Origin of the sequence: Amycolatopsis nigrescens CSC17Ta-90, from assembly GCF_000384315.1 — a bacterium.
GTDB classification, from domain to species: Bacteria; Actinomycetota; Actinomycetes; order Mycobacteriales; family Pseudonocardiaceae; genus Amycolatopsis; species Amycolatopsis nigrescens.
In genome coordinates this window covers 15,531-40,454 of record NZ_ARVW01000001.1, presented here as the reverse complement: position 1 = coordinate 40,454, position 24,924 = coordinate 15,531, and the positions used below count along the sequence as shown (strand labels likewise).

The window sequence follows — 24,924 nt, the reverse complement described above, 5'->3', positions numbered from 1 at the left end:
CCGGATGCAGCGAAGGCCACCTTGCCTGCGTTCAATGCAGCGAAGGTGGCCTTCGCTGCATCGGCAAGGAGCCGCGCTAGGGGGAGCCGGGGAGGGGGAGGGCGGCGGGCTCGTCACCGGCGGCTATCCGCCAGCGCGTGCCGCGCCGCGCGGAACCGGTCAGCGCGCCGGCCGCCACCGTGCGCAGCTCCTTGGCGTCGGTGTGCTCGAGCACCCCTCGCCACGCGGCCGCCGCGTCCCCTTCGGCGAGGCCGACCACGCTCATCGCGGACTTGCCGTCGGTGACCGGCTTCGGCGGCACGTAGGCGGCTTCGGCCGGAGCCGGGGTGGCGCCGGCCGAAGCGAGCATCCGGATGCAGGCGTCCCGGCGGTCGCGGTGCTCGGTGGCGCCCTCCCCGGTAGCGGCCGTGTAGTTGGCCGGCAGGAACGCGCTGACCAGCCCGTACACCCAGATGGCGGCATGCTCGGCGGCCAGCGCCTGCTGCATCGCGTCGACCGCTTCGGCCGGGATGGCGCCGGCCTTGCCCGCCTCGACCGGCTGCGGATCCTCACCGGGCCCGAGCTGGTCGGAGAGCCGCTGCAGGGCGGCGCAGCCGGCGGCCACCGCGGCCACCAGCCCGGCCCGGTACCGGGGCAGGTCCGGCACCAGCGCCTCGGCATGGCGCCGGGACTGGGCGAGTCGCTGCTTGAGCCCGTTCATCCCTTCACCGCCACCGGTGTCGGCGGGGTCGCCCGCCTTCGGCGAGTTCTGCCTGTCCACTTCGGACTGAAGGGCCGCGGCCTGCGCGGTGCGGGCCGCGGCGACCTGCTCGGCAAGCTTGGCCTGCTCCCCGCCGGCGCCCGCCAGCGCGGTTGCCGCCGCCGCGTCCGCCCTGGCCTGCGCGGCGAGCGCGGCCAGCGGATCCGGTCCGTCCTGGTAGCCGGTGGTGCAGGCGGCGGCCAGTGGCAGCGCCAGCGCGGCCAGCGCACCCGCGCGCAGCACGGTGCGCCGGGACGGGGCGAAAGGGGCCGGGGCGGGTCCGGTGTGGTCGGTGCGGGGCTTCACGTGCGCCCATCCTGCCAGGTGAGCCTCGACCATCGGCGGTACCCGGCGGGTAGGAGATAAGCTGAACCACCACCGACCGGCGCCGCACGCGGCGGCCGGCCACGGCGGAGCAGCCAACGCAGCACGAACCAGACATTTGAATCAGATACAGGAGAGCGCCAAGGTGCCAGGAGAACTCGCCGGCAGGCTCGAGCCGATCGTGGCCGACGCCGTCGGAACCGCGGGTTTCGACCTCGACGCGCTCGATGTCCAGCAGGCGGGTCGCCGCAAGCTGGTCAAGGTGGTCGTGGACGGGGACGACGGGGTCGGGCTCGACGAGGTCGCGAAGATCAGCCGCGCGGTTTCGGCCGTGCTGGACGCCAACGAGGAGCTGATCAAGGGCGCCTACACGCTCGAGGTCACCTCGCCAGGGGTGGACCGCCCGTTGCGCAGACCCCGGCACTGGCGGCGGGCCAGGTTCCGGCTGGTCCGGATCACCCCCACCGAGGGCGCGCCCTTCGCCGGCCGGGTCGGGCACGCCGGCGAAGAGTCCGCCAGGGTGCTCGTGGCCGGTTCGATCCGCGACGTCGCCTACCGGGACGTGGCCAAGGCCGTGATCGAGATCGAGTTCAAGCAGCCGCCGACGGACGAGCTCAAGCTGCTGGAAGAGGACTCCTGCGGCATGATCGACGCCGCCCGGACATCCCCGAAGGAGGAGTCGAAGTGAACGTCGACATCGCGGCTCTGCGCGCGATCGAACGGGACAAGGACATCCCCTTCGAAACGGTGCTCGAGGCCATCGAAAGCGCGCTGCTCACCGCCTACAAGCACACCGAGGGCCACCAGCCGCACGCCAAGATCGACATCGACCGCAAGAACGGCTACGTGCGGGTGCTCGCGCACACCCTGGACGAGACCGGCGCGGTCGCCGAGGAGTGGGACGACACGCCCGAGGGCTTCGGCCGGATCGCCGCCACCACCGCGCGCCAGGTCATCCTGCAGCGGCTGCGCGACGCCGAGCACGAGAAGACCTACGGCGAGTTCTCCGCCAAGGAGGGCGAGATCGTCGCCGGGGTGATCCAGCGCGACGCCCGCGCCAACGCCAGGGGCATGGTGGTGGTGCAGGTCGGCGACACCGAGGGCGTGCTGCCACTGGCCGAGCAGGTGCCCGGTGAGTCCTACGAGCACGGCAGCCGGATCAAGGCGTTCGTGGTGGGCGTTTCGCGGGGCAACCGCGGCCCGCAGATCACCCTGTCCCGGACGCACCCGAACCTCGTGCGCAAGCTGTTCGCGCTGGAGGTCCCGGAGATCGCCGACGGCACCGTGGAGATCGCCGCGGTGGCGCGTGAGGCCGGTCACCGGTCCAAGATCGCGGTGCGCTCCACCGTCGCCGGGGTGAACGCCAAGGGCGCGTGCATCGGCCCGGTCGGGGCCAGGGTGCGCAACGTGATGAGCGAGCTGGCCGGCGAGAAGATCGACATCATCGACTACTCCGAGGAACCGGCCAGGTTCGTCGGGAATGCGCTGTCCCCGGCGAAGGTTGTATCGGTCCGGGTGGTGGACGAGCGCGCCAAGACAGCCAGGGTCGTGGTGCCGGACTTCCAGTTGTCGCTGGCCATCGGCAAGGAAGGGCAGAACGCGCGGCTCGCCGCGCGGCTGACCGGATGGCGGATCGACATCCGCAGCGACGCGGCGGTCGAGCCCGACGAGGCCGAGGGGGAACACCAGCGGCCCGCCGCGACAACCGGTTCGGCTGAGTGAGGGGCGACGAGCTAGACTCTGATCGAAGCTCGCAACCGGGTACCGCGCCCGCGGAGCACCGGGTCCGCCCGGTGCGCATGTGTGTGGGGTGCCGGCGGCGAGCTTCGATCAGCGAGTTGCTGCGAGTGGTCGCGGTGGACGGGCGGCTGGTCGTCGACGAACGTCGGCGGCTGCCGGGTCGGGGAGCGTGGTTGCACCCCGAGCCGGAATGCCTGTCCGTCGCCGAGCGGCGGAGGGCGTTTCCCAGGGCGTTACGGGTTTCTGGAATGCTCGACGCGCACGGCGTGCGTGATCATCTCGAACGGTGAGCCGAGGGTGTGAGCCCGAGGCTCGTGGAACAGGGGCCGGGAGTTTCCCCGGCCAGTCGGAATCAAGGAAGCAGGTCGACCCGTCATGAGTCAGCCGTGAAGCTGAAGCCATGAACGCGCGACAATAGGACGAGGTCTGCGGGTCTGCCGCCGGCCTCCCCAGAATAGGAGTGCTGTGCCAGGCAAGGCCCGCGTACACGAGCTCGCCAAGGAGCTCGGAGTTACCAGCAAAGAAGTTCTCGCCAAGCTGAAAGAGCAGGGCGAGTTCGTGAAGTCCGCGTCTTCCACCGTCGAGGCCCCGGTCGCCCGTCGGCTGCGTGACGCGTACCCCAAGAAGGAGTCCGGCCGGTCCGGTTCGAAGCGGCCGGCCCCGGCGCCCCCGGCGGCCAAGTCCCCGGCCCCCGCGCCGGCCCCGTCCGCCCCGAAGCCGGCTACCGAGCAGGCTCCGCCGGCGGAGAAGCCGGCCGAGCGGCCGGCCGCCAAGCCGTCCGCGGTGCCCGGCCCGAGGCCGGGCCCGAAGCCGCCGGCTCCCGCGCCTTCCCCGGCTCCGGCCGAGAAGCCGGCCCCGGTGGAAAAGCCGGCTGCGGCCGAGCAACCGGCCGCACCGCAGAAGCCGCAGAAGCCGGAGCCCGCTCCCGCCCAGGAGAACCCGGCCGCGGCCGCGGCCCAGGGTGGATCGGTGGTTCCGCCGAAGCCGCAGGGCCCCAAGCCCGGCGGCCCGAAGCCCGGTCCGCGTACCCCGCGGGTCGGCAACAACCCGTTCGGCGTCGGCTCCGGTTCGCCGGCCCCGCGTCCGGCCTCACCGCGTCCCGGCGGCGGCCAGCAGGGCGGCGACCGTCCCGACCGGTCCCAGCGTCCCGGCGGTGACCGGCCCGGTGGCGACCGTCCGGCCCCGCGTCCCGGCAGCGGTGCGCCCGGCGGCAACCGGCCGAGTCCCGGCAACATGCCGCCTCGCCCGAACCCGGGCATGATGCCCGGTCGTCCGGCCGCCCGCCCCGGCGGCGGTCCCGGTGGCCGTGGTGGTCCCGGTGCCGGTCGAGGTGGCCCCGGTGGCGGACCCGGCGCCGGTCGTGGCGGTCCCGGTGGCGGCGGCGGTCGTCCCGGTGGTGGCGGCGGCGGTTTCCGCGGCGGTCCCGGCGGCGGCAGCGGTCCCGGTGGGGGCGGTGGCGGCGGCGGTTTCCGTCCCGGTGGCGGCGCGCCAGCCGGCGGTGGCGGCTTCCGCGGTGGCGGCGGTCGTGGTGGTCCCGGTGGCCGCGGCGGTACCGCCGGTGCCTTCGGCCGTCCCGGTGGCCCCTCGCGCAAGGGCCGCAAGTCGAAGCGGCAGAAGCGCCAGGAGTACATGGACAACATGCAGGCGCCCAGCGTCGGCGGCGTCCGCCTGCCCAAGGGCAGCGGCGAGACGATCCGGCTGCCGCGCGGTGCCTCGCTAACCGACTTCGCGGAGAAGATCGACGCGAACCCGGCTTCGCTGGTGCAGGTGCTGTTCCACCTCGGTGAGATGGTCACCGCCACGCAGTCGGTGTCGGACGAGGTGCTCGAGCTGCTCGGCTCGGAGATGAACTACACCGTCCAGGTGGTCTCCCCCGAGGAGGAGGACCGCGAGCTGCTGGAGACCTTCGACATCACCTACGGCGAGGACGCCGGTGATGAGGAGGACCTGCAGGTCCGGCCGCCGGTGGTGACCGTGATGGGTCACGTCGACCACGGTAAGACCCGGCTGCTCGACACCATCCGCAAGGCGAAGGTGCGCGAGGGCGAGGCCGGTGGCATCACCCAGCACATCGGTGCCTACCAGGTCGAGACCGAGCTCGAGGGCACCGCGCGCCTGATCACCTTCATCGACACCCCCGGTCACGAGGCGTTCACCGCCATGCGTGCCCGTGGTGCGAACTCCACCGACATCGCGGTGATCGTGGTCGCCGCCGACGACGGGGTGATGCCGCAGACGGTGGAGGCGATCAACCACGCCCAGGCGGCGAAGGCGCCGATCGTGGTGGCGGTGAACAAGATCGACAAGGAGGGGGCGAACCCCGACAAGATCCGCCAGCAGCTCACCGAGTACAACCTGGTCGCCGAGGAGTACGGCGGCGACACGATGTTCGTGGAGATCTCGGCCCGCGAGAACATCAACATCGACGGCCTGCTGGAGGCGATCCTGCTGACCGCGGACGCCACGCTGGACCTCCGGGCCAACCCGGACATGGAGGCCCAGGGTGTCGCGATCGAGGCACACCTCGACCGCGGCCGCGGTCCGGTGGCCACGGTGCTGGTGCAGCGCGGCACGCTGCGGGTCGGCGACTCGGTGGTGGCGGGCGACGCCTACGGCCGGGTGCGCCGGATGGTCGACGAGCACAACGCGGACGTCACCGAAGCGACCCCGTCGCAGCCGGTGCAGGTCATCGGGTTCACCTCGGTGCCCGGCGCCGGTGACACCTTCCTCGTCGTGGACGAGGACAGGGTGGCGCGGCAGATCGCCGAACGCCGGTCGGCCCGTACCAGGAACGCGCTCAACGCCTCGCGGCGCAAGCGGGTCAGCCTGGAGGACCTGGACTCCGCGCTGAAGGAGACCAACAGCCTCAACCTGATCATCAAGGGTGACAACTCGGGTACCGTCGAGGCGCTCGAAGCATCCCTGATGCAGCTGGATGTCGGCGACGAGGTGGACCTCAACGTGGTGCACCGCGGCGTCGGTGGGGTCACCGAGAGCGACATCGATCTGGCCACCGCCTCCGACGCGATCGTGCTGGGCTTCAACGTCCGGGCGCAGGGCAAGGCCACCGAGCGTGCGACGCGTGAAGGCGTGGACGTCCGCTACTACACGGTGATCTACCAGGCGATCGACGAGATCGAAGCCGCGCTCAAGGGCATGCTCAAGCCGGAGTACGAAGAGGTCGAGCTCGGCAAGGCGGAGATCCGCGAGGTCTTCAAGTCCTCGAAGATCGGCACCATCGCCGGTTGCCTGGTCACCTCGGGCGAGATCCGTCGCAACGCGCGGGCACGGTTGCTCCGGGACAGCAATGTGGTCGCGGAGAACCTGCCGATCAGCTCGCTGCGCCGGTTCAAGGACGACGCGGTCGAGGTCCGCGAGGGCTTCGAGTGCGGTCTGACCCTGGGGTCCTACAGCGACCTCAAGGTGGGCGACGTCATCGAGACGTACGAGCAGCGCGAGAAGCCTCGCGCCTGATCACGACCGGGCGGGGCCGGTGGCTGTTCGCCACCGGCCCCGCACCGGACTCGTGCCCGTCCACCCCGAACCAGGCGCCGCGCGCCCTTTACGAGACTGATGCCGATGTTCGTTGGTGCGCTCGAGCTGGACGTTCTGCTCGGCGATGTTCACTCACTCAAGCAGAAACGTTCGGTGGTCCGGCCGGTGCTGGCCGAGCTGCGCAAGCGGTTCGAGGTGTCGGTGGCCGAGGCGGGCCATCTCGACCTGCACCGCCGGGCGCTGATCGGGGCCGCCGTGGTTGCCGCCGACGGTGAGCACGTCCGGGACGTGCTGGACGCGGTCGAGCGGTTCGTCGCGGGCAGGCCGGAGCTGGAGTTCCTCTCCGCCCACCGCCGGCTGCTCGGACCTGAAGACTAAGGAAGAAGAGGAAATCCCATGGCCGACCCGGCTCGCGCACGCAAGCTGGCCAAGCGGATCTCGCAGATCGTGGCCTCCGCGATCGAGCACGAGATCAAGGACCCGCGGCTGAACTACGTGACGATCACGGACACCAAGATCACCGCGGACCTGCACGACGCCACCGTGTACTACACCGTGCTCGGCGAGAAGCTGGACGCGGAGCCCGACCTCAACGCGGCCGCGGCCGCGCTGGAGTCCGCGCGCGGGGTGCTGCGCAGCAAGGTGGGACAGGGCACCGGGGTCCGGTACACGCCGACCCTGACCTTCGTTGCGGACAACATCCCCGAGGACGCCAAGCGGATCGAAGATCTGCTGGCCAAGGCGAGGGAGGCGGACGCCGAGGTGGCGCGCCGCGCCAGCGGCGCACAGCCGGCCGGCGACCCGGACCCGTATCGGGCACCTCGCGAAGAGGTGGACGAGGACTCGCTCGCCGAGCCCGAGTCACGCGGATAGCACCGGTGGTCTCCCGGCGCGGGCTCCTGCTCGGCGGTGCAGCGGTGGCGCTGTCCGCGGGCGGCTGCGCGCGCGAACCCGAGCCGGAGCGGCAGCCGGGGCCTCCGGCGGGCCCGCCGCCACCGGCCAGGGTCCGGCTGACCGAGCCGGTCACCGTCGAACGGGTGCACTCGGCGGCCCGCGGTGCGGACCTGGACCTGGTGCTGGTCGCTCCGGAAGGAGTGCCGACGGCCGGTCTGCCGGTGTGCGTCGCGTTGCACGGTCGGGGTTCGAACGCCCGGATGTTCCTCGAACTCGGCCTGCCGGCGGCGCTGACCGAGGCGGTGCGGGCCGGGATGCCGCCGTTCGCGGTGGCCGCCGTGGACGGCGCGCACTACTGGGTTACCGACTCCGCCGGTGACGATCCGCAGCGGATGCTGAACACCGAATTGCCCGGCTGGTTGGCGCGCCGCGATCTGAGGCCGGATCCGGTGGCCGCCTTCGGCATCTCGATGGGCGGGTTCGGCGCGCTGCGCTACGCCCGCGACCACGACGGCCTGCGCGCGGTCGCGGTGTGCAGCCCGGCGCTGTTCGTCAGCTGGAACGACGCGAAGGCGCGCAAGGTTTTCATCGACCGTCCGCACTGGGAGCGCGACGAGCCGCTGCTGCACATCGACGAGCTGAAGCCGGTGCCGGTCGGGGTCTGGTGCGGCACCTTCGACCCGTTCATCAAGGCCACCCGCAAGTTCGTGCAGACCGCGCACCCCGCCGAGACGGGGCTTTCGCCGGGTGCGCACAACGAGAAGTACTGGAAGCGCGTGCTGCCCGACATCGTGCGCTTCGTCGGCGGCGAAATCGCCACCCTGCCCTGAGCGGCGGTATGCAGCGAAGGCCACCTTGCCTGCGTTCAACGCAGGCAAGGTGGCCTTCGCTGCGTCAGGGCAGGGGATGGGCGTTCTCCGCGCGGAAGCCGTCGAGCAGGAAGGCCAGATGGCGCCGCCACGCCTCCGGTTCGACGCCGTAGGTCGCGGTGCCCGTGGTGCCGGTGAAGGCGAGTGCGGCATCCTCCAGCCGGAAGTCGGCCCGTAGCCGCCCGGCCTCCTTGGCCCTGTCGATGATCCCGGACAGCACCTGCACGCTGCGGGTCTTGCCGGCCTCCAGCAGGGGAGCGTCCGGCAGGGGACGGGTGCAGAGCTCGGCGTAACCCCGGTCCATCGCCTGCAGCTCGCAGGTCCGTTCCAGGAAGAACACGAACGCCTGCCATGGATCCTCGATCGCGGCGGCTTCCTCGGCGATCGCCGCCGCCTGGTCGAACAGGTCGCTGAAGGCGGCTTCGACCAGTTCGATCCTGGTCGGGAACCGGTTGTACAGGGTGCCGATGGCCACCCCGGCCCGCCGGGCCACCTCGTCCAGCGGCGCGTCCAGGCCCTTGCTGCCGAAGATCTCCCTGGCGGCCGCGATCAGCAGCTCGCGGTTGCGCCGCGCGTCCCGGCGCAGGGGACGCGGTTCGGTGGGCATGGACCGATTATAGATAAGTTGAAGGTGTCCTCAAGTTCGGGTAGGTTGAGAAACATGAGGGGTTCCTCAACTTATCTGGAAGGCTGGCAGATGAAAACACTCGCGATTTTCGGCACCGGTCCCGGCGCCGGGATCTCCACCGCGCGGCGGTTCGGCAGGCAGGGGTACGCGGTCGCCATGGTCTCCCGCAGCGAGGACCGGCTGAAGTCCTATGTGGATGAACTTGCGGCGGACGGGGTGACCGCGGTCGCCGTGCCGGCCGACCTGTCCGACCGCGACGGCCATCCGGAGGTGCTCGCCGAGATCACCGCGCGACTCGGCCCGATCGAGGTGGCCGTGCTGAACGGCTTCCTCGACCAGGCGGCGATCCGGCCGATCCTGGACGTGGACCTGGACAACCTGAACACCACTTTGGACGGCGGGCTGCGGACCCCGCTCGCGCTGGCGCTGCGGCTGCTGCCCGGCATGGTCGAGCGCGGCAACGGCGGGCTGCTGTTCGGCCTCGGCGCCTCGGCGAAGATCCCGATCCCGATGCTGGGCGGCTACGGCGTCGCCGGCGCGGGCCTGCGCAACTACGTCCTCGCCGCGCACGGCGAGCTCGCGGCCAAGGGGGTCTACGCCGGCATGCTGACCATCGGCGCGCTGGTCGAGCGCAGCGACGCGCAGAAGCTCTTCGACACCGATGCCGGGGCGACCCGCGGGCTCGAACCGGAGCTGGTGGACCCGGACGAGCTGGCCGAGCGGTACTGGCGGCTCTACACCGAGCGGGACCGGCCGGAGGAGACGGTCGGCTTCTAGCGCGGCGGGGTGCTAGCGCGGTTTCGCGGCGACCACGAGATCGCGCACGATCGCCTGGTCCACCCGGTGCTGGAAGTCTTCGTAGGCACCGCCTTCGCGGACTTCCAGCCCGGCGCCGGAAAGCAGGCCGGCCAGCTCGTCGCGGCCAATCACGTGCGTGTTCCAGGAGATGCCGATCGCGCCGCCGGGGCGCAGCACCCTGTTCCACCCCGGGATCGCGGCGGCCAGCAGGTCGGCGGGGCTGCGGGAGAGGCTGGCGTCCTGCGTGCGGTGGCTGCCGTGCTGCACCCCGTAGGGCGCGTCGGTGACGATCACGTCCGCCGAGTTCGGCCGGAGCAGCTCGTCGGTGGTCAGCGTGTCGCAGTTGAGGTAGGTCAGCTTCCTGACCTCGCCCGCCTTGTACTGCTCCTTGCTCAGGCCGAACTCGATGTCCAGCCGCTTGCCGAGGCGGACCTTGTTGCGGCGCACCGCGATCGACTCCGCGGTGTGCTTGACCCGCTTGGTGCGCAGCCAGGTCTTGATGAACTGGCCGTAGGCCTCGAAGTCCTTGCCGTCCACGTCGAGCCCGGTCGCGTCGAACCCGTACATCATCGCCTGGTTCAGCGTGGTGCCCCGGCCGCACAGCGGGTCGAGCACGTGCAGCCGGCCGCCGAGCAGCGCCGAGCCGGCGTCGCTGGCGAGCACGGTGACGTTCAGCAGCAGCTTGGTGAACAGCTCGTTGGTCTTGCCCGAGTACTTCTGGATGGTCAGCAGGTCCGAGTCGAACCTGGCCAGCGCGCTGAGCTCGACCGGTTTCAGCAGCCCGTCCCCGGTCTCGAACAGGGCGTACAGCGCGGACAGGTTGGACAGCAGCGCGATGTCCTCTTCGGACAGTGGCTCGCCGGTGGTGAAGGTGACATAGCCGACGCCGCCGAGGGTTTCCTCGGCCAGTTCCCGAAGCGGCGTGCTGAGCGCGTCACCGAAGACGGCCAGCTCGGCACGGAGCAGGCGGCGGGAGGCGTCGGCGTACACCCGGTTGGCGGCCGGGTACACCAGGATCGCGTAGTGAGGCATGGCCGGTGAGCGTAACGTGCGGTCACTCACGACGTCGGCTGGTGGCGCGTCGTCTCCCACCAGCTCCGCCACCGCTGTTCGAGCTCGGCGAACCGGTTCTCGGCGACGTCGTAGGCGGTGAGCACGATCAGCCCGGCCGGCATCGGCCGGTGCTCGGCGATGGGCTGGTGCGCCACCACGAGCAGGCCATCGCCCAGCCCGTCCACGGTGAAGATCCGCTGGTGCTCGCTGCTGAAGTACAGCTCGCCCTGGAACTCGTCGCCGGTCGGCAGCGCGACGCGGTAGCGGGTGCCCACCGGCTGTTCGCCCGCCTCGGCGAGACCGAGGTGGTCGACGAGCTTCCGGCCGGGGGCCGCCAGCGCGTCGTTGAGGAACAGCGTGCGGCGCTCGGCCATGGCGTGCCGTTCGAGGCCGAATCGCAGCTGCAGCAGGAAGGTCCGCCAGCCCTCGGTGATGTCGTCGTAGTACGCGTCCCAATCGGGATCGGTGCCGCGCGGGCCACGGGTGATCCGGACCGTGGTGCCCCCGCTGCCGGCGGGGTGCAGGCTGAACCGGTCGTTGCCCCCGGCGACGAAGGTCCGTGCCTCGGGGTCTTCGGTGACGCCGTCCACGAAGATCTGGCGCACCTCTTCGTCGAGCCCGTCGTAGTGCCAGCCGTGCCAGCGCCGGATGAGCTCCGGCTCGCGCAGGGCGCGCCAGATCTCCTCGGGTGGGGCGGAAATCGTGACCTCGATCGGGGGTGGGTCAGCTGCTTCGGTCATCAGACGCTCCTGTCCGTGGCGCGGGATGCCCCGCGCCGATCAGCCGGTAGGGCTTGCCCTCCGGGGTGTCGAAAGCGGCCACCACACCGGCAATGGCGTCGGCCAGCGCTTCGGTGAAGGTGTGCACGTCGGCCGGGGCGCCGAAGCGGACCTCGGTCTCCAGCGTGAAGGTGAGCAGCCTGGTGTCCTGCCGCTCGGCCGCGGCCTGCATCCGGGCCAGGTCGCGGACGGTGCGCGAGGCGACGTCGATCAGGTGCTCGGCCGCGTGCCGGTCGTCGGAGCGCCGCTCGGTGTGCCGGTCGAGCACCGCCGGATCAACCACGAACGCGTCCGCGGTCGCGCGCAGCACGCGTTCCACGCATCCGCGCCGCTGCCGCTGCTCGACCAGCTCGACCAGGCCGGCGTCCTCCAGTTGGCGCAGGTGGTAGCCCACCCGCTGGCGCGGCATCTCCAGCTCGGCCGCCAGCTCGGGGGCAGAGGCCGGAGTGCGCAGCCGGGTCAGCAGCCGGCGGCGCAGCGGGGAGAGCGCGTGGCGCAGGCGCTCGGGCTCTTCGAGCAGATCATGTGACGGCACGCACTCAGCATCCATTGGACAGCTTTTCCTGTCAAATGGTTCGTCGAGACCGTCGGGGGTGCTGGTTAGGGTGCGACCGTGGTGAATTCCGTCGACGAACGCGTGCCGCCCCGCAAGGTGCTCGGCCTCGCGGTGCCCGCGCTGGGCGTGCTGGCCGCGGAGCCGCTGTACGTGCTGGTGGACACCGCCGTCGTCGGGCATCTCGGCGCGCTGCCGCTGGCCGGGCTGGCGCTCGGCGGGGTGCTGCTGTCGCAGATCTCCAGCCAGCTGACCTTCCTGTCCTACGGCACCACCTCGCGCACCGCGCGGCTGCACGGGGCCGGGCGGCGAGCGGAGGCGGTCAGCGAGGGCGTGCAGGCGACCTGGCTGGCGATGGCGGTGGGGCTGATCCTGCTGGTGGCCGGGCAGCTGCTGGCCGGCCCGCTGGCACGGATGCTCTCCGGTGACGACGAGATCACCGGGGCCGCGGTGTCCTGGTTGCGCATCGCGCTGTTCGGCGCCCCGCTGATCCTGATCACGATGGCGGGCAACGGCTGGATGCGCGGGGTGCAGGACGCGTCCCGGCCGTTGCGCTATGTGCTGGCGGGCAACGGGATCTCCGCGGTGCTGTGCCCGGTGCTGGTGTACGCGGCCGGCTGGGGGCTGGAGGGCTCGGCGGTGGCCAACGTGGTCGCGCAGGTGATCTCGGCGGCGCTGTTCGTGCGCGCGCTGGTCCGCGAACGGGTGCCGCTGCGGCCGCGGCCAGCGGTCATGCGCGCGCAGCTCGGCCTCGGCCGCGACCTGGTGCTGCGCAGCCTGGCATTCCAGGCCTGTTTCGTGTCCGCGGCCGCGGTCGCCGCGCGCACCTCCACCGAGGCGGTCGGCGCGCACCAGATCGTGCTGCAGCTGTGGACCCTGCTCGCGCTGGTGCTGGACTCGGTCGCGATCGCCGCGCAGTCACTGGTCGGTGCCGCGCTGGGCGCGGGCTCGGCTCGGCGGGCGCTCGGGGTCGCCGGGCAGATCACCCGGTACGGGCTGGTGTTCGGCTGCGTGCTGTGCGCCCTGTTCGCGGCGGTGTCCCAGGTGCTGCCGCACGCGTTCACCTCGGATCCCGGGGTGCTGGGGGAGATACCGCACGCCTGGTGGTTCTTCGTCGCGCTGCAGCCGATCGCCGGGGTGGTGTTCGCGCTGGACGGGGTGCTGCTCGGCGCCGGTGACGCGGCCTTCCTGCGCACCGCGACGCTGGCCAGCGCCGCGATCGGCTTCCTGCCGCTGATCTGGGCGTCGCTCGGCTTCGGCTGGGGACTGGCCGGGATCTGGACCGGGCTGTCGCTGTTCATGGTGCTGCGGCTGGCCGCGGTGCTGGTGCGCTGGCGCTCCGGCAAATGGGCCGTGGTCGGTGCCGTCCGGGCCTGATCGCGGGGCGGTGTGGGGACGTGGTGTGGGGAATTGCACGGGATAACAACTAGGTTTCGGGCTTGCTTACGCGTTACAACTGTCTGGGCGGCAGCGCGGGCGTCCGCGTCGGACCCGAACCCCGAACCCACCCTCGAACACCGGGAGGAACACCCGTGTCGCCTCAAGCGGCCACCGCGCGAGCCACCGGCCGGTCCTGGCTGATCTGGCTGGCCGCCGCGACCGTGTACCTGCTGGCCGTGTTCCACCGCACCTCGTTCGGGGTGGCCGGGCTGCAGGCCGCGGACCGGTTCGGGGTCGGGGTGGCCGCGCTCGGCACGTTCACCGTGCTGCAGGTCGGGGTGTACGCGGCGATGCAGATCCCGGCCGGGGTGCTGGTGGACCGCTTCGGCTCGCGCCGGGTGCTCACCGCCGCCCTGCTGTTCCTCGGCCTCGGCCAGGTGCTGCTGTCGGTCTCCTGGTCCTATCCGCTCGGCCTGCTCGCCCGCGCGACGCTCGGCTTCGGCGACGCTCTCACCTTCGTCAGCGTGCTCCGGTTGGTCGCCGCGCACTTCCCCGGCCGTCAGTACGCCGTGGTCACCTCGTTCACCACCGCGATCGGGTACATCGGCAACCTCGGCGCGACGGTCCCGCTGGCCCTGCTGCTCGCCGGGCCGGGCTGGACGCCGACCTTCCTGGCGGCCGGGCTGCTGACCGCGGGCTACGCGGCGTTCGTGCTCCGGCGGGTGGAGGACGCGCCCGGCCGGGTGCGCACCGTCTCCGGCGAACCGGTGTCCGCGCGCTTGCTCAGCAGGCGGATCGTCGAGGCATGGCGGGTGCCCGGCACCCGCCTCGGTTTCTGGGTGCACTTCACCACCATGTTCGCGCCGAACGTGCTGACCCTGCTCTGGGGCGTGCCGTTCCTGGTGCAGGGCCAGCGGCTGCCGGTGGCCACGGCGAGCGCGATGCTGACCGTGTTCGTGTTCGGCTCGATGATCGGCGGCCCGCTGCTGGGCAACGTGATCGCCAGGTGGCCCGCGCTGCGGATGCCGCTGGTCGCCGGGTACCTGGCCGGCGCCGCCGTGGTATGGGCGATGCTGCTCGGCTGGCCGGGGCTGGTGCCGGTGGCGGTGCTGCTGCCCGGGTTCGCCTTCCTGTCCCTCGGCGGGCCGGCGTCGATGATCGGTTTCGCGCTGGCCAGGGACTACAACCCGATGCACCGGGTCGGCACCGCGACCGGGGTGGTCAACGTCGGCGGCTTCTGCGCCACCACGATCTCCGCGCTCAGCGTCGGCCTGCTGCTCGGTTGGACCGGCGGCGACTTCCGGATCGCGCTGCTGTCCGTGGTCGTGGTGCTCGCGCTCGGCACGTTCCGGGTACTGGTCTGGTGGCGCCGCGCCCGAGCCGAGCTCTTCGCCGCGGAGGCTCGTGGCGAAGAGGTCCCGGTGCGGATCCGGCGCCGGATCTGGGACTCCCGCCACCGGCCGGTCCCGGTCGCCGCCTGAAGACGTCGTGAGTGGAAAGTGTTCCTGGAACAACACTTTTCACTCACGACCTCGAGGCGGGTGCCGGCCGGGGCGTCGCTACAGTGCGATCGTGTCTCCCCAGCAGCAGTCCCGTCGTCCCCCGCCCCCGCCCGGCCTGCTGGTGGTGGACAAGCCGGCCGGTATGACTTCGCACGACGTGGTGGCCAGGGTCCGGCGGATCATGGGCACCCGCAAGGTCGGCCACGCCGGCACGCTCGACCCGATGGCCACCGGAGTGCTGGTGCTCGGCATCGAGCGGGCCACCAAGCTGCTCGGGCACCTGGCGCTGGACCGCAAGACCTATCTCGCCACCATCGTGCTCGGCGCGTCGACCACCACCGACGACGCGGAGGGGGAGCGGCTGTCGGCGGCCACCGGTGAGCAGCTGGCAGCCGTGCCGGACCAGGCCGTCACCACCGGGATCGCGGCGCTGACCGGCGACATCCAGCAGGTGCCCAGTTCGGTCAGCGCGGTGAAGGTGGCTGGCAAACGCGCCTACGCCATGGTGCGCGCCGGGGAAGAGGTCGAGCTGCCGCCCCGGCCGGTCACGGTGTACCGGTTCGACCTGCTCGGCCTGCGGCGCGAGGCGGACCGGATCGAGCTGGACGCGGTGGTCGAGTGCTCTTCGGGCACCTACGTCCGCGCGCTCGCCCGCGACCTCGGTGCCGCACTCGGCGTCGGCGGTCATCTCGGCGCGCTGCGCCGGACCACGGTCGGCCCGTTCGCGCTCGCCGCGGCCCGCACCCTGGACCGGCTGGAACAGGACCCGGTGCTGTCCTACGACCTGGACGCGGCCGTCGCGCTCGCCTTCCCCCGCCGGGAAGTGGACGCGGCCACCGCCAGGGCGGTCCAATATGGACAGCGGGTGCCGGCCGGCGGGATCGAGGGCACCTACGGCCTGTTCTCCCCGGAGGGCAGGGCGCTCGCGCTCGCGGTGGACACCGAGGGCGTGGCCCGCTCGGTGGTCGTGCTGCTGCCCGCATAGGGTGGGCTCGTGCAGCGTTGGCGTGGACTTTCCGATCTCCCCAGCGGCTGGGGCCGCTGTGTCATCACCATCGGCGTGTTCGACGGGGTGCACCGAGGGCACCAGGCGCTGATCGCCAGTACCGTGGCGGCCGCCCGGTCCCGCGGCCTGCCCAGCGTGGTGCTCACCTTCGACCCGCATCCGTCCGAAGTGCTCCGGCCAGGCAGCCACCCGGCCCAGCTGACCACGCTGCGCCGCAAGGCGGAGCTGGTCGAGCAGCTCGGCGTGGACGTGTTCGCGGTGCTGCCGTTCACCCTGGAGCTGTCCCGGCTCTCGCCGCACGAGTTCGTGCACGAGGTGCTGGTGGACCGGTTGCACGTGGCGGCCGTGGTGGTGGGGGAGAACTTCACCTTCGGGCACAAGGCGGCCGGCGACGTCGCCCTGTTGCGCACGCTGGGCCGCCGGTTCGGCTTCGCCGCGTACGGAGCCGAGCTTCAAGTCGGTGCCCTGCCGACGGGGGCCGACGAGCCCGGATCCGCCGAAGCCCAGCCGGCGGGGGAGATCACCTTCTCCTCCACCTACGTCCGGTCCTGCATCGACGCGGGCGACGTGGTGGCCGCCGCGGAGGCGCTCGGCCGCCCGCACCGGCTGGAGGGCATCGTGGTGCGCGGCGCCGGCCGCGGGCACGGGCTCGGCTTCCCCACCGCCAACCTGTCGACCGCGCGGTTCGCGGCGGTCCCCGCGGACGGGATCTACAGCTGCTGGTTCACTCGTTCGAGCGAACCTGGTCGCCGGCTGCCGGCGGCGGTGTCGGTGGGCACGAACCCGACCTTCTCCGGCCGTGAGCGCACCGTCGAGGCGTTCGTGCTGGACGTGGAGGAGGACTTCTACGGCCAGCACGTGGCACTGGACTTCGTGCAGCGGCTGCGGGACCAGATCCGCTTCGACGAGCCAGCCGGACTTGTCGCCCAGATGGATGACGATGTGGTCCGCACCAGGCAGACGCTGGGCCTGCCGACCTGAACCGGGCCGGGGGTCCGGACGGGTGCAAATGCGAAGCACTCGGCCATTTCGCCACGGCCACCCGGTGCCACCTGGCAAGATACCCAGGACCGGGCGCGTAGCACAGAGCTGTTAGGGGAGCAGGCAACAGTGGAGGACCACAAGATCGTCCAGCGCAACATCGCCCTGCAGAAACAATGGTACGGCGAGCCGCTCGGAGACAGGGTCCGCCGGCTCGTGGTGGCTTTCGACGTCTCACAGGCCTTCCTCGCCGAGGTGCTCGGCATCAGCGCCCCGATGCTCAGCCAGGTGATGAGCGGCCGCCGGGCCAAGATCGGCAACCCGGTCGTGCTGGCCAAGATGATCATGCTCGAGCGCAAGTGCCTCACCCCGGCGGTGGCCGCCGGGCACAAGGAGGCCCTGCTGGCCGCGCTGGAGGACGTGCGCGACGCCCGGCCGACGGTGGGCCGCGACAACTTCCCGGTGGCTGATGGCCACACCGACCAGGCCGACCAGGCCGTGCTGGCCACCCTGCGCGAGATCGCCGAAGAGGAAGATCTCGGTGCGGCCGCCAAGCGGCTGGAGGACGACTTCCCGGTGGTCGCCGACCTGCTTCGCCGGGCGGCCACGGCGTCCTGAACATGCGGCTGTTCAGCGCGCTGCTGCCGCCGGCCGGGGCGGTCGGCGAACTGCGCGACGAGCTGGTCCGGCTCGGCGCCGGCGGGGACGGCCTGCGCTGGGAGCCCGCCGCGCGCTGGCACCTCACGCTCGGTTTCTACGGCGAGGACGACCTCGGCGAACGACTGGACTGGCTGGGTGCGCGACTGGCCGGCTGCGCGGCACCGACCGTCCGGCTGGCCGGGGCCGGCACCTTTCCCGGCGTACTCTGGGCAGGGGTGGACGCCGAGGGCCTTGCCGCGTTGGCAGGGCGCGTCGCACCGGTCGGAATGGACCGGCCGTATCGGCCGCATCTGACCCTCGCCAGGGCGAGCGCCGGAGTGCCCGAGCACTGGCCGGAGCGGCTTGCCGGGTTCCGCGGCGGTCCGTGGACCGCCACCGAAGCGGTGCTGATGTCCAGCGAGCGAGGCGCCGGCGGGGTCGAATACACCGTGGTCGGGCGTTGGTCACTGGGCGTCGAACACGGCAGGTGAAAGGGCGGCTGCTAGGCTGGCCAACCGGGTCCGGCTGCAGTCCGTGGCGGCCGTGACCGACTCACCCGGCACGTGGCGTGTCCGGGCCGCACGGCACAGTGAACAAGGAGATTGATAGTGGCACTGTCCACTGACGAGAAGAAGTCGATCCTGACCGAGTACGGCGTGCACGACTCGGACACCGGATCCCCCGAGGCCCAGGTCGCCCTGCTGACCAAGCGGATCGTGGGCCTCACCGAGCACCTCAAGGTGCACAAGCACGACCACCACTCCCGTCGCGGTCTGTTGCTGCTGGTCGGCCGTCGCCGCCGGTTGCTCAACTACGTGATGAAGGTGGACATCGAGCGGTACCGGTCGCTGATCCAGCGACTCGGCCTGCGCCGATGACCTGAGCCCGAGGGGGAGTGGCCGCACGGCCGCTCCCCCTCGGCGCAGAAACGCAAACCACACAAGAGGTCAGCGCGAAGCGCGCGAGAGCTAGTGCCGAAGCACTTTTCCGCTGAGGCGCCGTAAACGCAGCGCCGGTCCTCGGTAGTGGTCTCCGGGAACGTCCCGGGGGCTTCGATCGAAGACCGGCCTCGCTTCTCGGGTGTGGGACACCAAGGGTTGGTTTCCCGCCGCGCTGCCTGAGGAACAAAGAGGAGATACACCATATGACCGACTCCAACGGAGTCACCGTGCACGAAACCGAAGCCGTGCTCGACAACGGCCGGTTCGGCACCCGTACGGTCCGGTTCGAGACCGGCAGGCTGGCCAAGCAGGCCGCCGGCTCGGTCGTCGCCTACCTGGACGAAGAGACCATGCTGCTTTCGGCGACCACCGCGTCGAAGCACCCGAAGGAGCACTTCGACTTCTTCCCGCTGACCGTGGACGTCGAGGAGCGGATGTACGCCGCCGGGCGCATCCCGGGCGCGTTCTTCCGCCGCGAGGGCCGCCCCTCCACCGACGCGATCCTGACCTGCCGGCTGATCGACCGGCCGCTGCGCCCGTCGTTCGCCGACGGCCTGCGCAACGAGATCCAGGTCGTCATCACGGTGCAGAGCCTGAACCCGGAAGACCCCTACGACGTGCTGGCCATCAACGCGGCCTCCGCGTCCACGCAGATCTCCGGCCTGCCGTTCTCCGGCCCGATCGGCGGCGTCCGCGTCGCGCTGATCGAGGACCAGTGGGTGGCGTTCCCGACCTGGAAGCAGCTGGAGAGCGCGACCTTCAACATGGTCGTGGCCGGGCGGATCGTCGGGGATGACGTCGCCATCATGATGGTCGAGGCCGAGGGCACCGAGAACACCCTGGACCTGATCGCCGCCGGTTCGAAGGCGCCGGACGAGCAGGCCGTCGCCGACGGTCTCGAGGCCGCCAAGCCGTTCATCAAGGTGCTCTGCGAGGCCCAGCGCGAGCTGGCCGACGTGGCCGCCAAGCCGACCGCCGAGTTCCCGGTGTTCCTGGCCTACCAGCCGGACGCCTTCGACGCGGTGGCCGCGATCGCGACCGACGACCTGGCCAAGGCGCTGGCCATCGCCGGCAAGCAGGACCGCGACAACGCCACCGACGAGGTCAAGGCCTCGGTGCTGGCGAAGGTCGGCGTCGGTGAGGGCGAAGCCTTCGAAGGCCGGGAGAAGGAGATCGGTGCCGCGTTCAAGGCGCTGAGCAAGAAGGTCATGCGTGAGCGCGTCCTGCGCGACAAGATCCGCATGGACGGCCGGGGCCTGACCGACATCCGCTCCCTCGGCGCCGAGGTCTCGGTGATCCCGCGGGCGCACGGCTCCGCGCTGTTCGAGCGCGGCGAGACCCAGATCCTTGGCGTCACCACGCTGAACATGCTGCGGATGGAGCAGCAGATCGACTCGCTGTCCCCGGAGACCACGAAGCGGTACCTGCACCACTACAACTTCCCGCCCTTCTCCACCGGTGAGACCGGCCGCGTCGGTTCGCCGAAGCGGCGGGAGATCGGCCACGGCATGCTCGCCGAGCGCGCGCTGGTGCCGGTGCTGCCGAAGCGGGACGAGTTCCCCTACGCCATCCGTCAGGTGTCGGAGGCGCTGGGCTCCAACGGTTCCACGTCGATGGGCTCGGTCTGCGCGTCCACCATGGCGCTGCTCAACGCCGGCGTGCCGCTGAAGGCGCCGGTGGCCGGCATCGCGATGGGCCTGATCTCCGACGAGGTCGACGGTGAGACGCGCTACGTCGCGCTGACCGACATCCTCGGTGCCGAGGACGCCATGGGCGACATGGACTTCAAGGTCGCCGGTACCAAGAACGTGGTCACCGCGCTGCAGCTGGACACCAAGCTGGACGGGATCCCGTCCGAGGTGCTGGCCGCCGCGCTGAAGCAGGCGAAGGACGCCCGGCTGACCATTCTGGACGTGATCTCCGAGGCGATCGACGAGCCGGACGAGATGAGCCCGTTCGCGCCGCGCGTCACCAGCGTGAAGATCCCGGTCGACAAGATCGGCGAGGTGATCGGGCCGAAGGGCAAGATGATCAACTCGATCACCGAGGAGACCGGCGCCGACATCTCCATCGAGGACGACGGCACGATCTACGTCGGTGCCGCGGACGGCCCGTCCGCGGAGGCCGCGATCGACAAGATCAACGCGATCGCGAACCCGCAGCTGCCCAAGGTCGGCGAGCGGTTCCTCGGCACCGTGGTGAAGACGGCCGCGTTCGGCGCGTTCGTTTCGCTGCTGCCGGGCAAGGACGGCCTGGTGCACATCTCCAAGCTGGGCAACGGCAAGCGCATCGGCAAGGTCGAGGACGTGGTGAACGTCGGCGACAAGCTGCGCGTGGAGATCGCGGACATCGACAACCGGGGCAAGATCAGCCTGATCGTCGTCCAGGACGACGAGGAGAAGGCCGCCGAGCCGGCGGCCGCCGCCGAGAAGGCCGACGCCTGACCCGAGAAGTGAGCTGAGGACGCCTTCAGTGCCTCATGCACTGGAGGCGTCCTTCGCTGTATCTGAAGCAGTTTCCGCGTGGAAAAGGACTCATGGCGAGCAAGGTTCCGGGATACGAGCAACCCGTAGGCAGCACCAGGACGCTGGAGTCCACTTCGGACGGTGCGGTGGTCAAGCGCAGCGTGCTGGCGGGCGGGCTGCGGGTGATCACCGAGCACGTGCCGGCGTCCAGGTCCGCGACGATCGGGCTGTGGGTAGGCGTCGGCTCCCGTGACGAGCCGTCCACAGTGGCCGGTGCCGCGCACTACCTGGAGCACCTGCTGTTCAAGGGCACCGCGAACCGCGGCGCCACCCAGATCGCGCAGGAGATCGACGCGGTCGGCGGCGAGTTCAACGCCTTCACCGCGAAGGAGCACACCTGCTACTACGCGCAGGTGATCGACCAGGACCTGCCGCTGGCGGTGGACCTGGTGACCGACGTGGTGTTCGAGGCGCTCTGCACGGACTCCGATGTGGACACCGAGCGCAGCGTGGTGCTGGAAGAGATCGCGATGCGCGACGACGACCCGGAGGACCTGCTGCACGAGACCTTCGTCAGCGCGATCCTCGGCAAGCACCCGCTCGGCCTGCCGGTGCTGGGCACCGAGGAGTCCATCGTGGGCATGTCCGCGACCGCGCTGCGCGGGTTCTACAAGCGCCGCTACACGCTGCCCCGGATGGTGCTCGCGGTGGCCGGCAACATCGAGCACGCCCAGGTGCTTCGCTTGGTGCGCAAGGCTTTGCGCGACCGGCTGAGCGGATCGGCGGTGCCGGTGCCGCCGCGGCGCGGCCGGGCAAGGATTCCGCTGGACCGCAAGCTGGTGCTGCACACCGACGACACCGAGCAGGCGCACGTGATGCTCGGCCTGCGGGCGCTGTCCCGGCACGACGAACGCCGCTACACCCTCAGCGTGCTCAACGCCGCGCTCGGCGGCGGGATGAGCTCACGGCTGTTCCAGGAGGTCCGCGAGCGCCGCGGGCTGGCCTACCAGGTGTACTCGTCCACGGCAAGCTACGCCGACACCGGGCACATGGCGGTGTACGCCGGCTGCCAGCCGGAGCGGCTCGGCGAGGTGGCCGGGGTGCTGCGCGAGGTGCTCGGCCAGGTCGCCGAGGACGGCCTCACCGACGCCGAGGTGGCCAGGGCCAAGGGGCAGCTGCGCGGCGGCCTGGTGCTCGGCATGGAGGACAGCGCGTCCCGGATGTCCCGGATCGGCAAGCAGGAGCTGAACTACGGCGACTACCGGGGCATCGAGGACACCGTGGCGCGGATCGACGCGGTCACCACCGAGGAGGTCTGCCTGCTCGCCCGCGGACTGCTGCGGGGTTCCGGCGGGGTCTCCGCGGCCGCCGTCGTCGGCCCGTACGCTCACGACGACGATCTGCCGGACGACCTGCACAGGGTCATCGAAGAACAGGGGTGAGCGCGGCATGAGCGAGTCCAGCGCGCGTGGTGAGGACAACCCGATCCGGGTCGGCGTGCTCGGTGCCCGCGGCCGGATGGGCGCCCAGGTGGTGAAGGCGGTGGAGGCCAGCTCCGACATGGAGGTGGTGGCCATGGTGGACGCCGGCGACTGGATGTTCGAGATCGCCGACGCGCAGGCCGAGGTGATCGTCGACTTCACCCACCCGGACGTGGTGATGGACAACCTGCGGTTCGCGGTGGACCAGAACATGCACGCCGTGGTGGGCACCACCGGGTTCGCGCAGAGCCGGCTCGACACCCTGCGCGAGTGGCTCGAGCCGAAGCCCGAGCTCGGTGTGCTGGTGGCGCCCAACTTCGCCCTCGGCGCGGTGCTCGCGATGCGCTTCGCCCAGCAGGCGGCCAAGTTCTACCAGTCGGCCGAGATCATCGAGCTGCACCACAACCGCAAGGCGGACGCACCGTCTGGCACCGCCGCGCACACCGCGAAGCTGATCGCGCAGGCCCGTGCCGAGGCCGGGGTCAGCCCGGGCACGGACGCGACCACCTCGGAGCTCGACGGTGCCCGCGGCGCGCTGGTCGACGGCGTTCCGGTGCACTCGGTCCGGTTGCCCGGCTTGGTCGCACACGAGGAGATCCTGTTCGGCGCCGAGGGCGAGACGCTGACCATCCGGCACGACTCGATGGACCGCACCTCGTTCATGCCGGGCGTGCTGCTCGGGGTCCGCTCGGTGCTGCGGCAGCCGGGGCTGACCGTCGGCCTGGAGAACGTGCTGCGGTTATGAGGTCCCGCAACGTCGCGCTGGTGCTGACCGCCGCACTCGGGGTCTACCTGGTGCTGCTCGCCGGTCGCGCGATTGCGTTGCTGAGCACCGGTGAACCGTTCCCGGTCCTGCTCGGGGTCGGGGTGCTGCTGCTGCCGCTGCTCGGCGTGTGGATCGTGGTGACCACCTGGCGCTCGGGCGCCAGGATCCAGCGGCTGGCCCGCCGGCTCGACGAGGAGGGCGGGCTGCCGGACACCGCGGACCTGCCGCGGATGCCGTCGGGCCGGGTGGACCGCAAGGCCGCCGACTCCTGGTTCGACGCCCGGCGCGCCGAGCTCGACGAGCATCCGGACGACTGGCGGTACTGGTACCGCCTGGCCTACGCCTACGACATCGCCGGTGACCGGCGCCGGGCCAGGGAGACCATGCGCAAGGCCGTCGAGCTGGCCGAAACCGGCTAAATCGCCATGACCGGTGCCGCGGTGACCCTGGCCGGCGGCGGGCGGTAGTCCTGCCAGGCCCCGGCGAGCCGGCTCACCGCCGTGGTCAGTTCCTCCTGCGGCAGCAGGAAAGGCAGGCGCAGGTAGGCCGTGCTGCCGCCGGTGACGTCGAGGCCGGTGCCCGGCAGCACGGCGACCCGGTGGCGCAGTGCTGCCTGCGCGAACGAGGTGCCGTCGCCGTGCGGCAGCCGCACCCACAGGGTCTGCCCACCGGGCACCGGCGGCACCTCCCAGTCCGGCAGCAGCCTGGCCAGCTCTGCGCGCAAGTGGTCGTGCCCGGCCTGCCGCCGCACCGCGCGCCTCTCCAGCAGTTCCGCCAGCCGTGGCAGCAGTTCGGCCGCGACCAGCTGGGCGGGCAGGTCACCGCCGAGGTCGTGCACCGCGCGCAACCGGGCGAGCCTGGCCACGACCGGCACCGGTGCCCGCACCCAGCCGACCCGGAGCCCGCCCCAGACGAGCTTGCTCAGCGAGCCGACCGAGAGCACCGAGTCCCCGTAGACCGCCAGCGGAGGCGGGGTCTCCTGGCCCGGGAAACCCAGCCCGGCCAGGACTTCGTCGTCGATCAGCGGGACACCGGCGGCGGTCGCCGCCGCTGCCAGCCGCCGCCGCAGCAGTGCCGGCAGCACCGAGCCGGTCGGGTTCTGGAAGCTCGGTATCAGGTAGGCGAGCGCGGGCCGGTGCTCGCGCAGCGCCGCCTCGAACCCGGTGAGCCCGACCGGCAGCCCGCGCAGGACGGCCGCCTCCTCCCGGAAGGCCTCCAGCGCGCCGGGGTAGGTCGGCGCCTCCACCAGCACCTGGTCACCGGGCCGGACGAAGGCGCGGGCCAGCAGGGAAAGCGCCTGCTGGGCACCGTTGGTGACCAGTATCTGCGCCGGTTCGGTGGGCACGCCCCGCGCCGCGTAGTGCTCGGCGACGGCAAGCCGAAGCCGGTGCGTGCCCGAAGGGTGATAACCGATGTCGTCCCCGGTCGCGGCCAGTTCGGGCAGCACGCGCGAGTATGCCTCGGCCACTTCCGGCGGGCAGCGGGGTGCCGCGCAGGCGAGCACGAGCACGTCGTCCGGTGGCTCCAGCAGGTGCAGGAACACCGGTGTGGAGGGGGAGTCCGAGGTGTCCGGCCCGGTGGCCGCTGCTCCGGCGACCCTGGTGCCGCTGCCCTGGCGCCGGACGATCCGCGACTCCTGGCTCAGCAGGTCGTAGGCGGCGACGACCGTGCCGCGGCCCACCGCGAGCGCGGCGGCGAGCACCCGGTCGGGCGGCAGGGCGGTCCCCGGCGGCAGCTCGCCGTCGTCGATCAGCCGCCGCAGCCTGGCCGCGAGCAGCAGGTACAGCGGCCCGCGGCCGGAGGACCAGCGACCGAGCCGCTCGGTCAGCGCAAATGGTTCCATCTCCGGTCCAATTCTGCCGGATTGGCTCTGGGCCGGCGACCCCGTCCC

The 24,924-nt window shown here is 71.6% G+C and carries 25 protein-coding genes; 19 read left to right on the top strand and 6 right to left on the bottom strand.

The features are described 5' to 3' along the window. Positions 1-76: 76 nt before the first annotated feature. Positions 77-1,045 (bottom strand): ferritin-like domain-containing protein, encoded by a 969-nt coding sequence (locus tag AMYNI_RS0100200; protein ID WP_020665933.1) that lies wholly within the window; start codon positions 1,043-1,045, stop codon positions 77-79. A gap of 163 nt (positions 1,046-1,208) precedes the next feature. Between AMYNI_RS0100200 and rimP the strand changes: the two genes are divergently transcribed. From rimP to AMYNI_RS0100170, 7 genes are all read left to right on the top strand, one after another. Beyond that, positions 1,209-1,751 (top strand): ribosome maturation factor RimP, encoded by a 543-nt coding sequence (gene rimP, locus AMYNI_RS0100195; RefSeq protein ID WP_026359885.1) that lies wholly within the window; start codon positions 1,209-1,211, stop codon positions 1,749-1,751. After that, positions 1,748-2,785, top strand: coding sequence for a transcription termination factor NusA (gene nusA / locus AMYNI_RS0100190; protein WP_020665931.1), 1,038 nt, complete (start codon positions 1,748-1,750; stop codon positions 2,783-2,785). The genes rimP and nusA overlap by 4 nt, the downstream gene beginning before the upstream one ends. Positions 2,786-2,910: 125 nt before the next feature. Then, complete coding sequence (locus tag AMYNI_RS47875) at positions 2,911-3,093, top strand: YlxR family protein (protein ID WP_245574134.1); 183 nt, start codon at positions 2,911-2,913, stop codon at positions 3,091-3,093. Between the two features lie 175 nt (positions 3,094-3,268). Further along, complete coding sequence (gene infB / locus AMYNI_RS0100185) at positions 3,269-6,277, top strand: translation initiation factor IF-2 (RefSeq protein ID WP_020665930.1); 3,009 nt, start codon at positions 3,269-3,271, stop codon at positions 6,275-6,277. A 105-nt stretch (positions 6,278-6,382) separates the two neighbouring features. Beyond that, entirely contained in the window at positions 6,383-6,676 is a 294-nt protein-coding gene (locus tag AMYNI_RS0100180) for a DUF503 domain-containing protein (RefSeq protein ID WP_026359884.1), read from the top strand. An 18-nt stretch (positions 6,677-6,694) separates the two neighbouring features. Next, positions 6,695-7,171 carry a 30S ribosome-binding factor RbfA gene (gene rbfA, locus AMYNI_RS0100175; protein ID WP_020665928.1) on the top strand — a complete coding sequence of 159 codons (477 nt, stop codon included), beginning with the start codon at positions 6,695-6,697 and terminating at the stop codon, positions 7,169-7,171. A 5-nt stretch (positions 7,172-7,176) separates the two neighbouring features. Next, entirely contained in the window at positions 7,177-8,022 is an 846-nt protein-coding gene (locus tag AMYNI_RS0100170; RefSeq protein WP_020665927.1) for an alpha/beta hydrolase, read from the top strand. Between the two features lie 64 nt (positions 8,023-8,086). Here the strand turns inward: AMYNI_RS0100170 and AMYNI_RS0100165 are convergent, their stop codons facing one another. After that, positions 8,087-8,668, bottom strand: a complete 582-nt coding sequence (locus AMYNI_RS0100165; RefSeq protein WP_020665926.1) for a TetR/AcrR family transcriptional regulator — start codon at positions 8,666-8,668, stop codon at positions 8,087-8,089. Positions 8,669-8,722: 54 nt separating this feature from the next. Here AMYNI_RS0100165 and AMYNI_RS0100160 point away from each other — a divergent pair, with 54 nt between their 5' ends. Beyond that, a complete protein-coding gene (locus AMYNI_RS0100160) occupies positions 8,723-9,466 on the top strand; it encodes an SDR family NAD(P)-dependent oxidoreductase (RefSeq protein WP_245573836.1) in 744 nt (247 codons plus the stop codon). Positions 9,467-9,478: 12 nt separating this feature from the next. On the opposite strand, the gene AMYNI_RS0100155 is transcribed toward AMYNI_RS0100160, so the two are convergent. From AMYNI_RS0100155 to AMYNI_RS0100145, 3 genes are read right to left on the bottom strand one after another with little or no spacing between them, the layout of a single operon-like run. Beyond that, positions 9,479-10,519: a TRM11 family SAM-dependent methyltransferase gene (locus AMYNI_RS0100155; RefSeq protein WP_026359883.1), complete on the bottom strand. Its 1,041-nt coding sequence runs from the start codon at positions 10,517-10,519 to the stop codon at positions 9,479-9,481. Positions 10,520-10,545: 26 nt separating this feature from the next. Further along, positions 10,546-11,280 (bottom strand): SRPBCC family protein, encoded by a 735-nt coding sequence (locus AMYNI_RS0100150; RefSeq protein ID WP_020665923.1) that lies wholly within the window; start codon positions 11,278-11,280, stop codon positions 10,546-10,548. Beyond that, positions 11,264-11,854, bottom strand: a complete 591-nt coding sequence (locus AMYNI_RS0100145) for an ArsR/SmtB family transcription factor (RefSeq protein WP_211225447.1) — start codon at positions 11,852-11,854, stop codon at positions 11,264-11,266. The genes AMYNI_RS0100150 and AMYNI_RS0100145 overlap by 17 nt, the downstream gene beginning before the upstream one ends. Positions 11,855-11,932: 78 nt before the next feature. Here AMYNI_RS0100145 and AMYNI_RS0100140 point away from each other — a divergent pair, with 78 nt between their 5' ends. The 11 genes from AMYNI_RS0100140 (at position 11,933) to AMYNI_RS0100090 (ending at position 23,452) form a co-directional block, all read left to right on the top strand. Further along, on the top strand, positions 11,933-13,249 hold the full coding sequence (locus AMYNI_RS0100140) for an MATE family efflux transporter (RefSeq protein ID WP_020665921.1): 1,317 nt from the start codon (positions 11,933-11,935) through the stop codon (positions 13,247-13,249). 155 nt (positions 13,250-13,404) lie between these two features. After that, positions 13,405-14,733, top strand: a complete 1,329-nt coding sequence (locus tag AMYNI_RS0100135; protein WP_020665920.1) for an MFS transporter — start codon at positions 13,405-13,407, stop codon at positions 14,731-14,733. A gap of 91 nt (positions 14,734-14,824) precedes the next feature. Continuing rightward, complete coding sequence (truB, locus tag AMYNI_RS0100130; RefSeq protein WP_084628160.1) at positions 14,825-15,739, top strand: tRNA pseudouridine(55) synthase TruB; 915 nt, start codon at positions 14,825-14,827, stop codon at positions 15,737-15,739. A gap of 9 nt (positions 15,740-15,748) precedes the next feature. Next, positions 15,749-16,741: a bifunctional riboflavin kinase/FAD synthetase gene (locus tag AMYNI_RS0100125; RefSeq protein ID WP_020665918.1), complete on the top strand. Its 993-nt coding sequence runs from the start codon at positions 15,749-15,751 to the stop codon at positions 16,739-16,741. 129 nt (positions 16,742-16,870) lie between these two features. Continuing rightward, positions 16,871-17,359, top strand: coding sequence for a helix-turn-helix domain-containing protein (locus tag AMYNI_RS0100120; RefSeq protein ID WP_020665917.1), 489 nt, complete (start codon positions 16,871-16,873; stop codon positions 17,357-17,359). A 2-nt stretch (positions 17,360-17,361) separates the two neighbouring features. Then, the gene (gene thpR / locus AMYNI_RS0100115; RefSeq protein ID WP_020665916.1) at positions 17,362-17,871 is read left to right on the top strand and encodes an RNA 2',3'-cyclic phosphodiesterase; all 510 of its coding nucleotides are present in this window, start codon (positions 17,362-17,364) and stop codon (positions 17,869-17,871) included. A gap of 117 nt (positions 17,872-17,988) precedes the next feature. Then, a complete protein-coding gene (gene rpsO, locus AMYNI_RS0100110) occupies positions 17,989-18,258 on the top strand; it encodes a 30S ribosomal protein S15 (RefSeq protein WP_020665915.1) in 270 nt (89 codons plus the stop codon). A gap of 266 nt (positions 18,259-18,524) precedes the next feature. After that, entirely contained in the window at positions 18,525-20,765 is a 2,241-nt protein-coding gene (locus tag AMYNI_RS0100105; protein ID WP_020665914.1) for a polyribonucleotide nucleotidyltransferase, read from the top strand. A gap of 92 nt (positions 20,766-20,857) precedes the next feature. Then, positions 20,858-22,228, top strand: a complete 1,371-nt coding sequence (locus AMYNI_RS0100100; RefSeq protein WP_020665913.1) for a M16 family metallopeptidase — start codon at positions 20,858-20,860, stop codon at positions 22,226-22,228. Positions 22,229-22,235: 7 nt separating this feature from the next. After that, the gene (gene dapB / locus AMYNI_RS0100095; RefSeq protein WP_020665912.1) at positions 22,236-23,012 is read left to right on the top strand and encodes a 4-hydroxy-tetrahydrodipicolinate reductase; all 777 of its coding nucleotides are present in this window, start codon (positions 22,236-22,238) and stop codon (positions 23,010-23,012) included. Further along, a complete protein-coding gene (locus AMYNI_RS0100090) occupies positions 23,009-23,452 on the top strand; it encodes a tetratricopeptide repeat protein (RefSeq protein ID WP_020665911.1) in 444 nt (147 codons plus the stop codon). Before dapB ends, AMYNI_RS0100090 begins: the two co-directional genes overlap by 4 nt. Here the strand turns inward: AMYNI_RS0100090 and AMYNI_RS0100085 are convergent. Then, complete coding sequence (locus tag AMYNI_RS0100085; protein ID WP_020665910.1) at positions 23,449-24,876, bottom strand: aminotransferase-like domain-containing protein; 1,428 nt, start codon at positions 24,874-24,876, stop codon at positions 23,449-23,451. The two genes, AMYNI_RS0100090 and AMYNI_RS0100085, sit on opposite strands and share 4 nt — an antisense overlap. Positions 24,877-24,924: the final 48 nt, after the last annotated feature.

Excerpts from the sequence above, each read along its gene's own strand:
- AMYNI_RS0100180 (WP_026359884.1), top strand. The coding sequence starts at position 6,383 with ATGTTCGTTGGTGCGCTCGAGCTGGACGTTCTGCTCGGCGATGTTCAC.
- dapB (WP_020665912.1), top strand. The coding sequence starts at position 22,236 with ATGAGCGAGTCCAGCGCGCGTGGTGAGGACAACCCGATCCGGGTCGGC.
- AMYNI_RS0100155 (WP_026359883.1), bottom strand. The coding sequence starts at position 10,519 with ATGCCTCACTACGCGATCCTGGTGTACCCGGCCGCCAACCGGGTGTAC.
- AMYNI_RS0100160 (WP_245573836.1), top strand. The coding sequence starts at position 8,723 with ATGAGGGGTTCCTCAACTTATCTGGAAGGCTGGCAGATGAAAACACTC.
- AMYNI_RS0100090 (WP_020665911.1), top strand. The coding sequence starts at position 23,009 with ATGAGGTCCCGCAACGTCGCGCTGGTGCTGACCGCCGCACTCGGGGTC.
- AMYNI_RS0100165 (WP_020665926.1), bottom strand. The coding sequence starts at position 8,668 with ATGCCCACCGAACCGCGTCCCCTGCGCCGGGACGCGCGGCGCAACCGC.
- AMYNI_RS0100100 (WP_020665913.1), top strand. The coding sequence starts at position 20,858 with ATGGCGAGCAAGGTTCCGGGATACGAGCAACCCGTAGGCAGCACCAGG.
- AMYNI_RS0100150 (WP_020665923.1), bottom strand. The coding sequence starts at position 11,280 with ATGACCGAAGCAGCTGACCCACCCCCGATCGAGGTCACGATTTCCGCC.
- thpR (WP_020665916.1), top strand. The coding sequence starts at position 17,362 with ATGCGGCTGTTCAGCGCGCTGCTGCCGCCGGCCGGGGCGGTCGGCGAA.
- rbfA (WP_020665928.1), top strand. The coding sequence starts at position 6,695 with ATGGCCGACCCGGCTCGCGCACGCAAGCTGGCCAAGCGGATCTCGCAG.
- AMYNI_RS0100085 (WP_020665910.1), bottom strand. The coding sequence starts at position 24,876 with ATGGAACCATTTGCGCTGACCGAGCGGCTCGGTCGCTGGTCCTCCGGC.
- AMYNI_RS0100105 (WP_020665914.1), top strand. The coding sequence starts at position 18,525 with ATGACCGACTCCAACGGAGTCACCGTGCACGAAACCGAAGCCGTGCTC.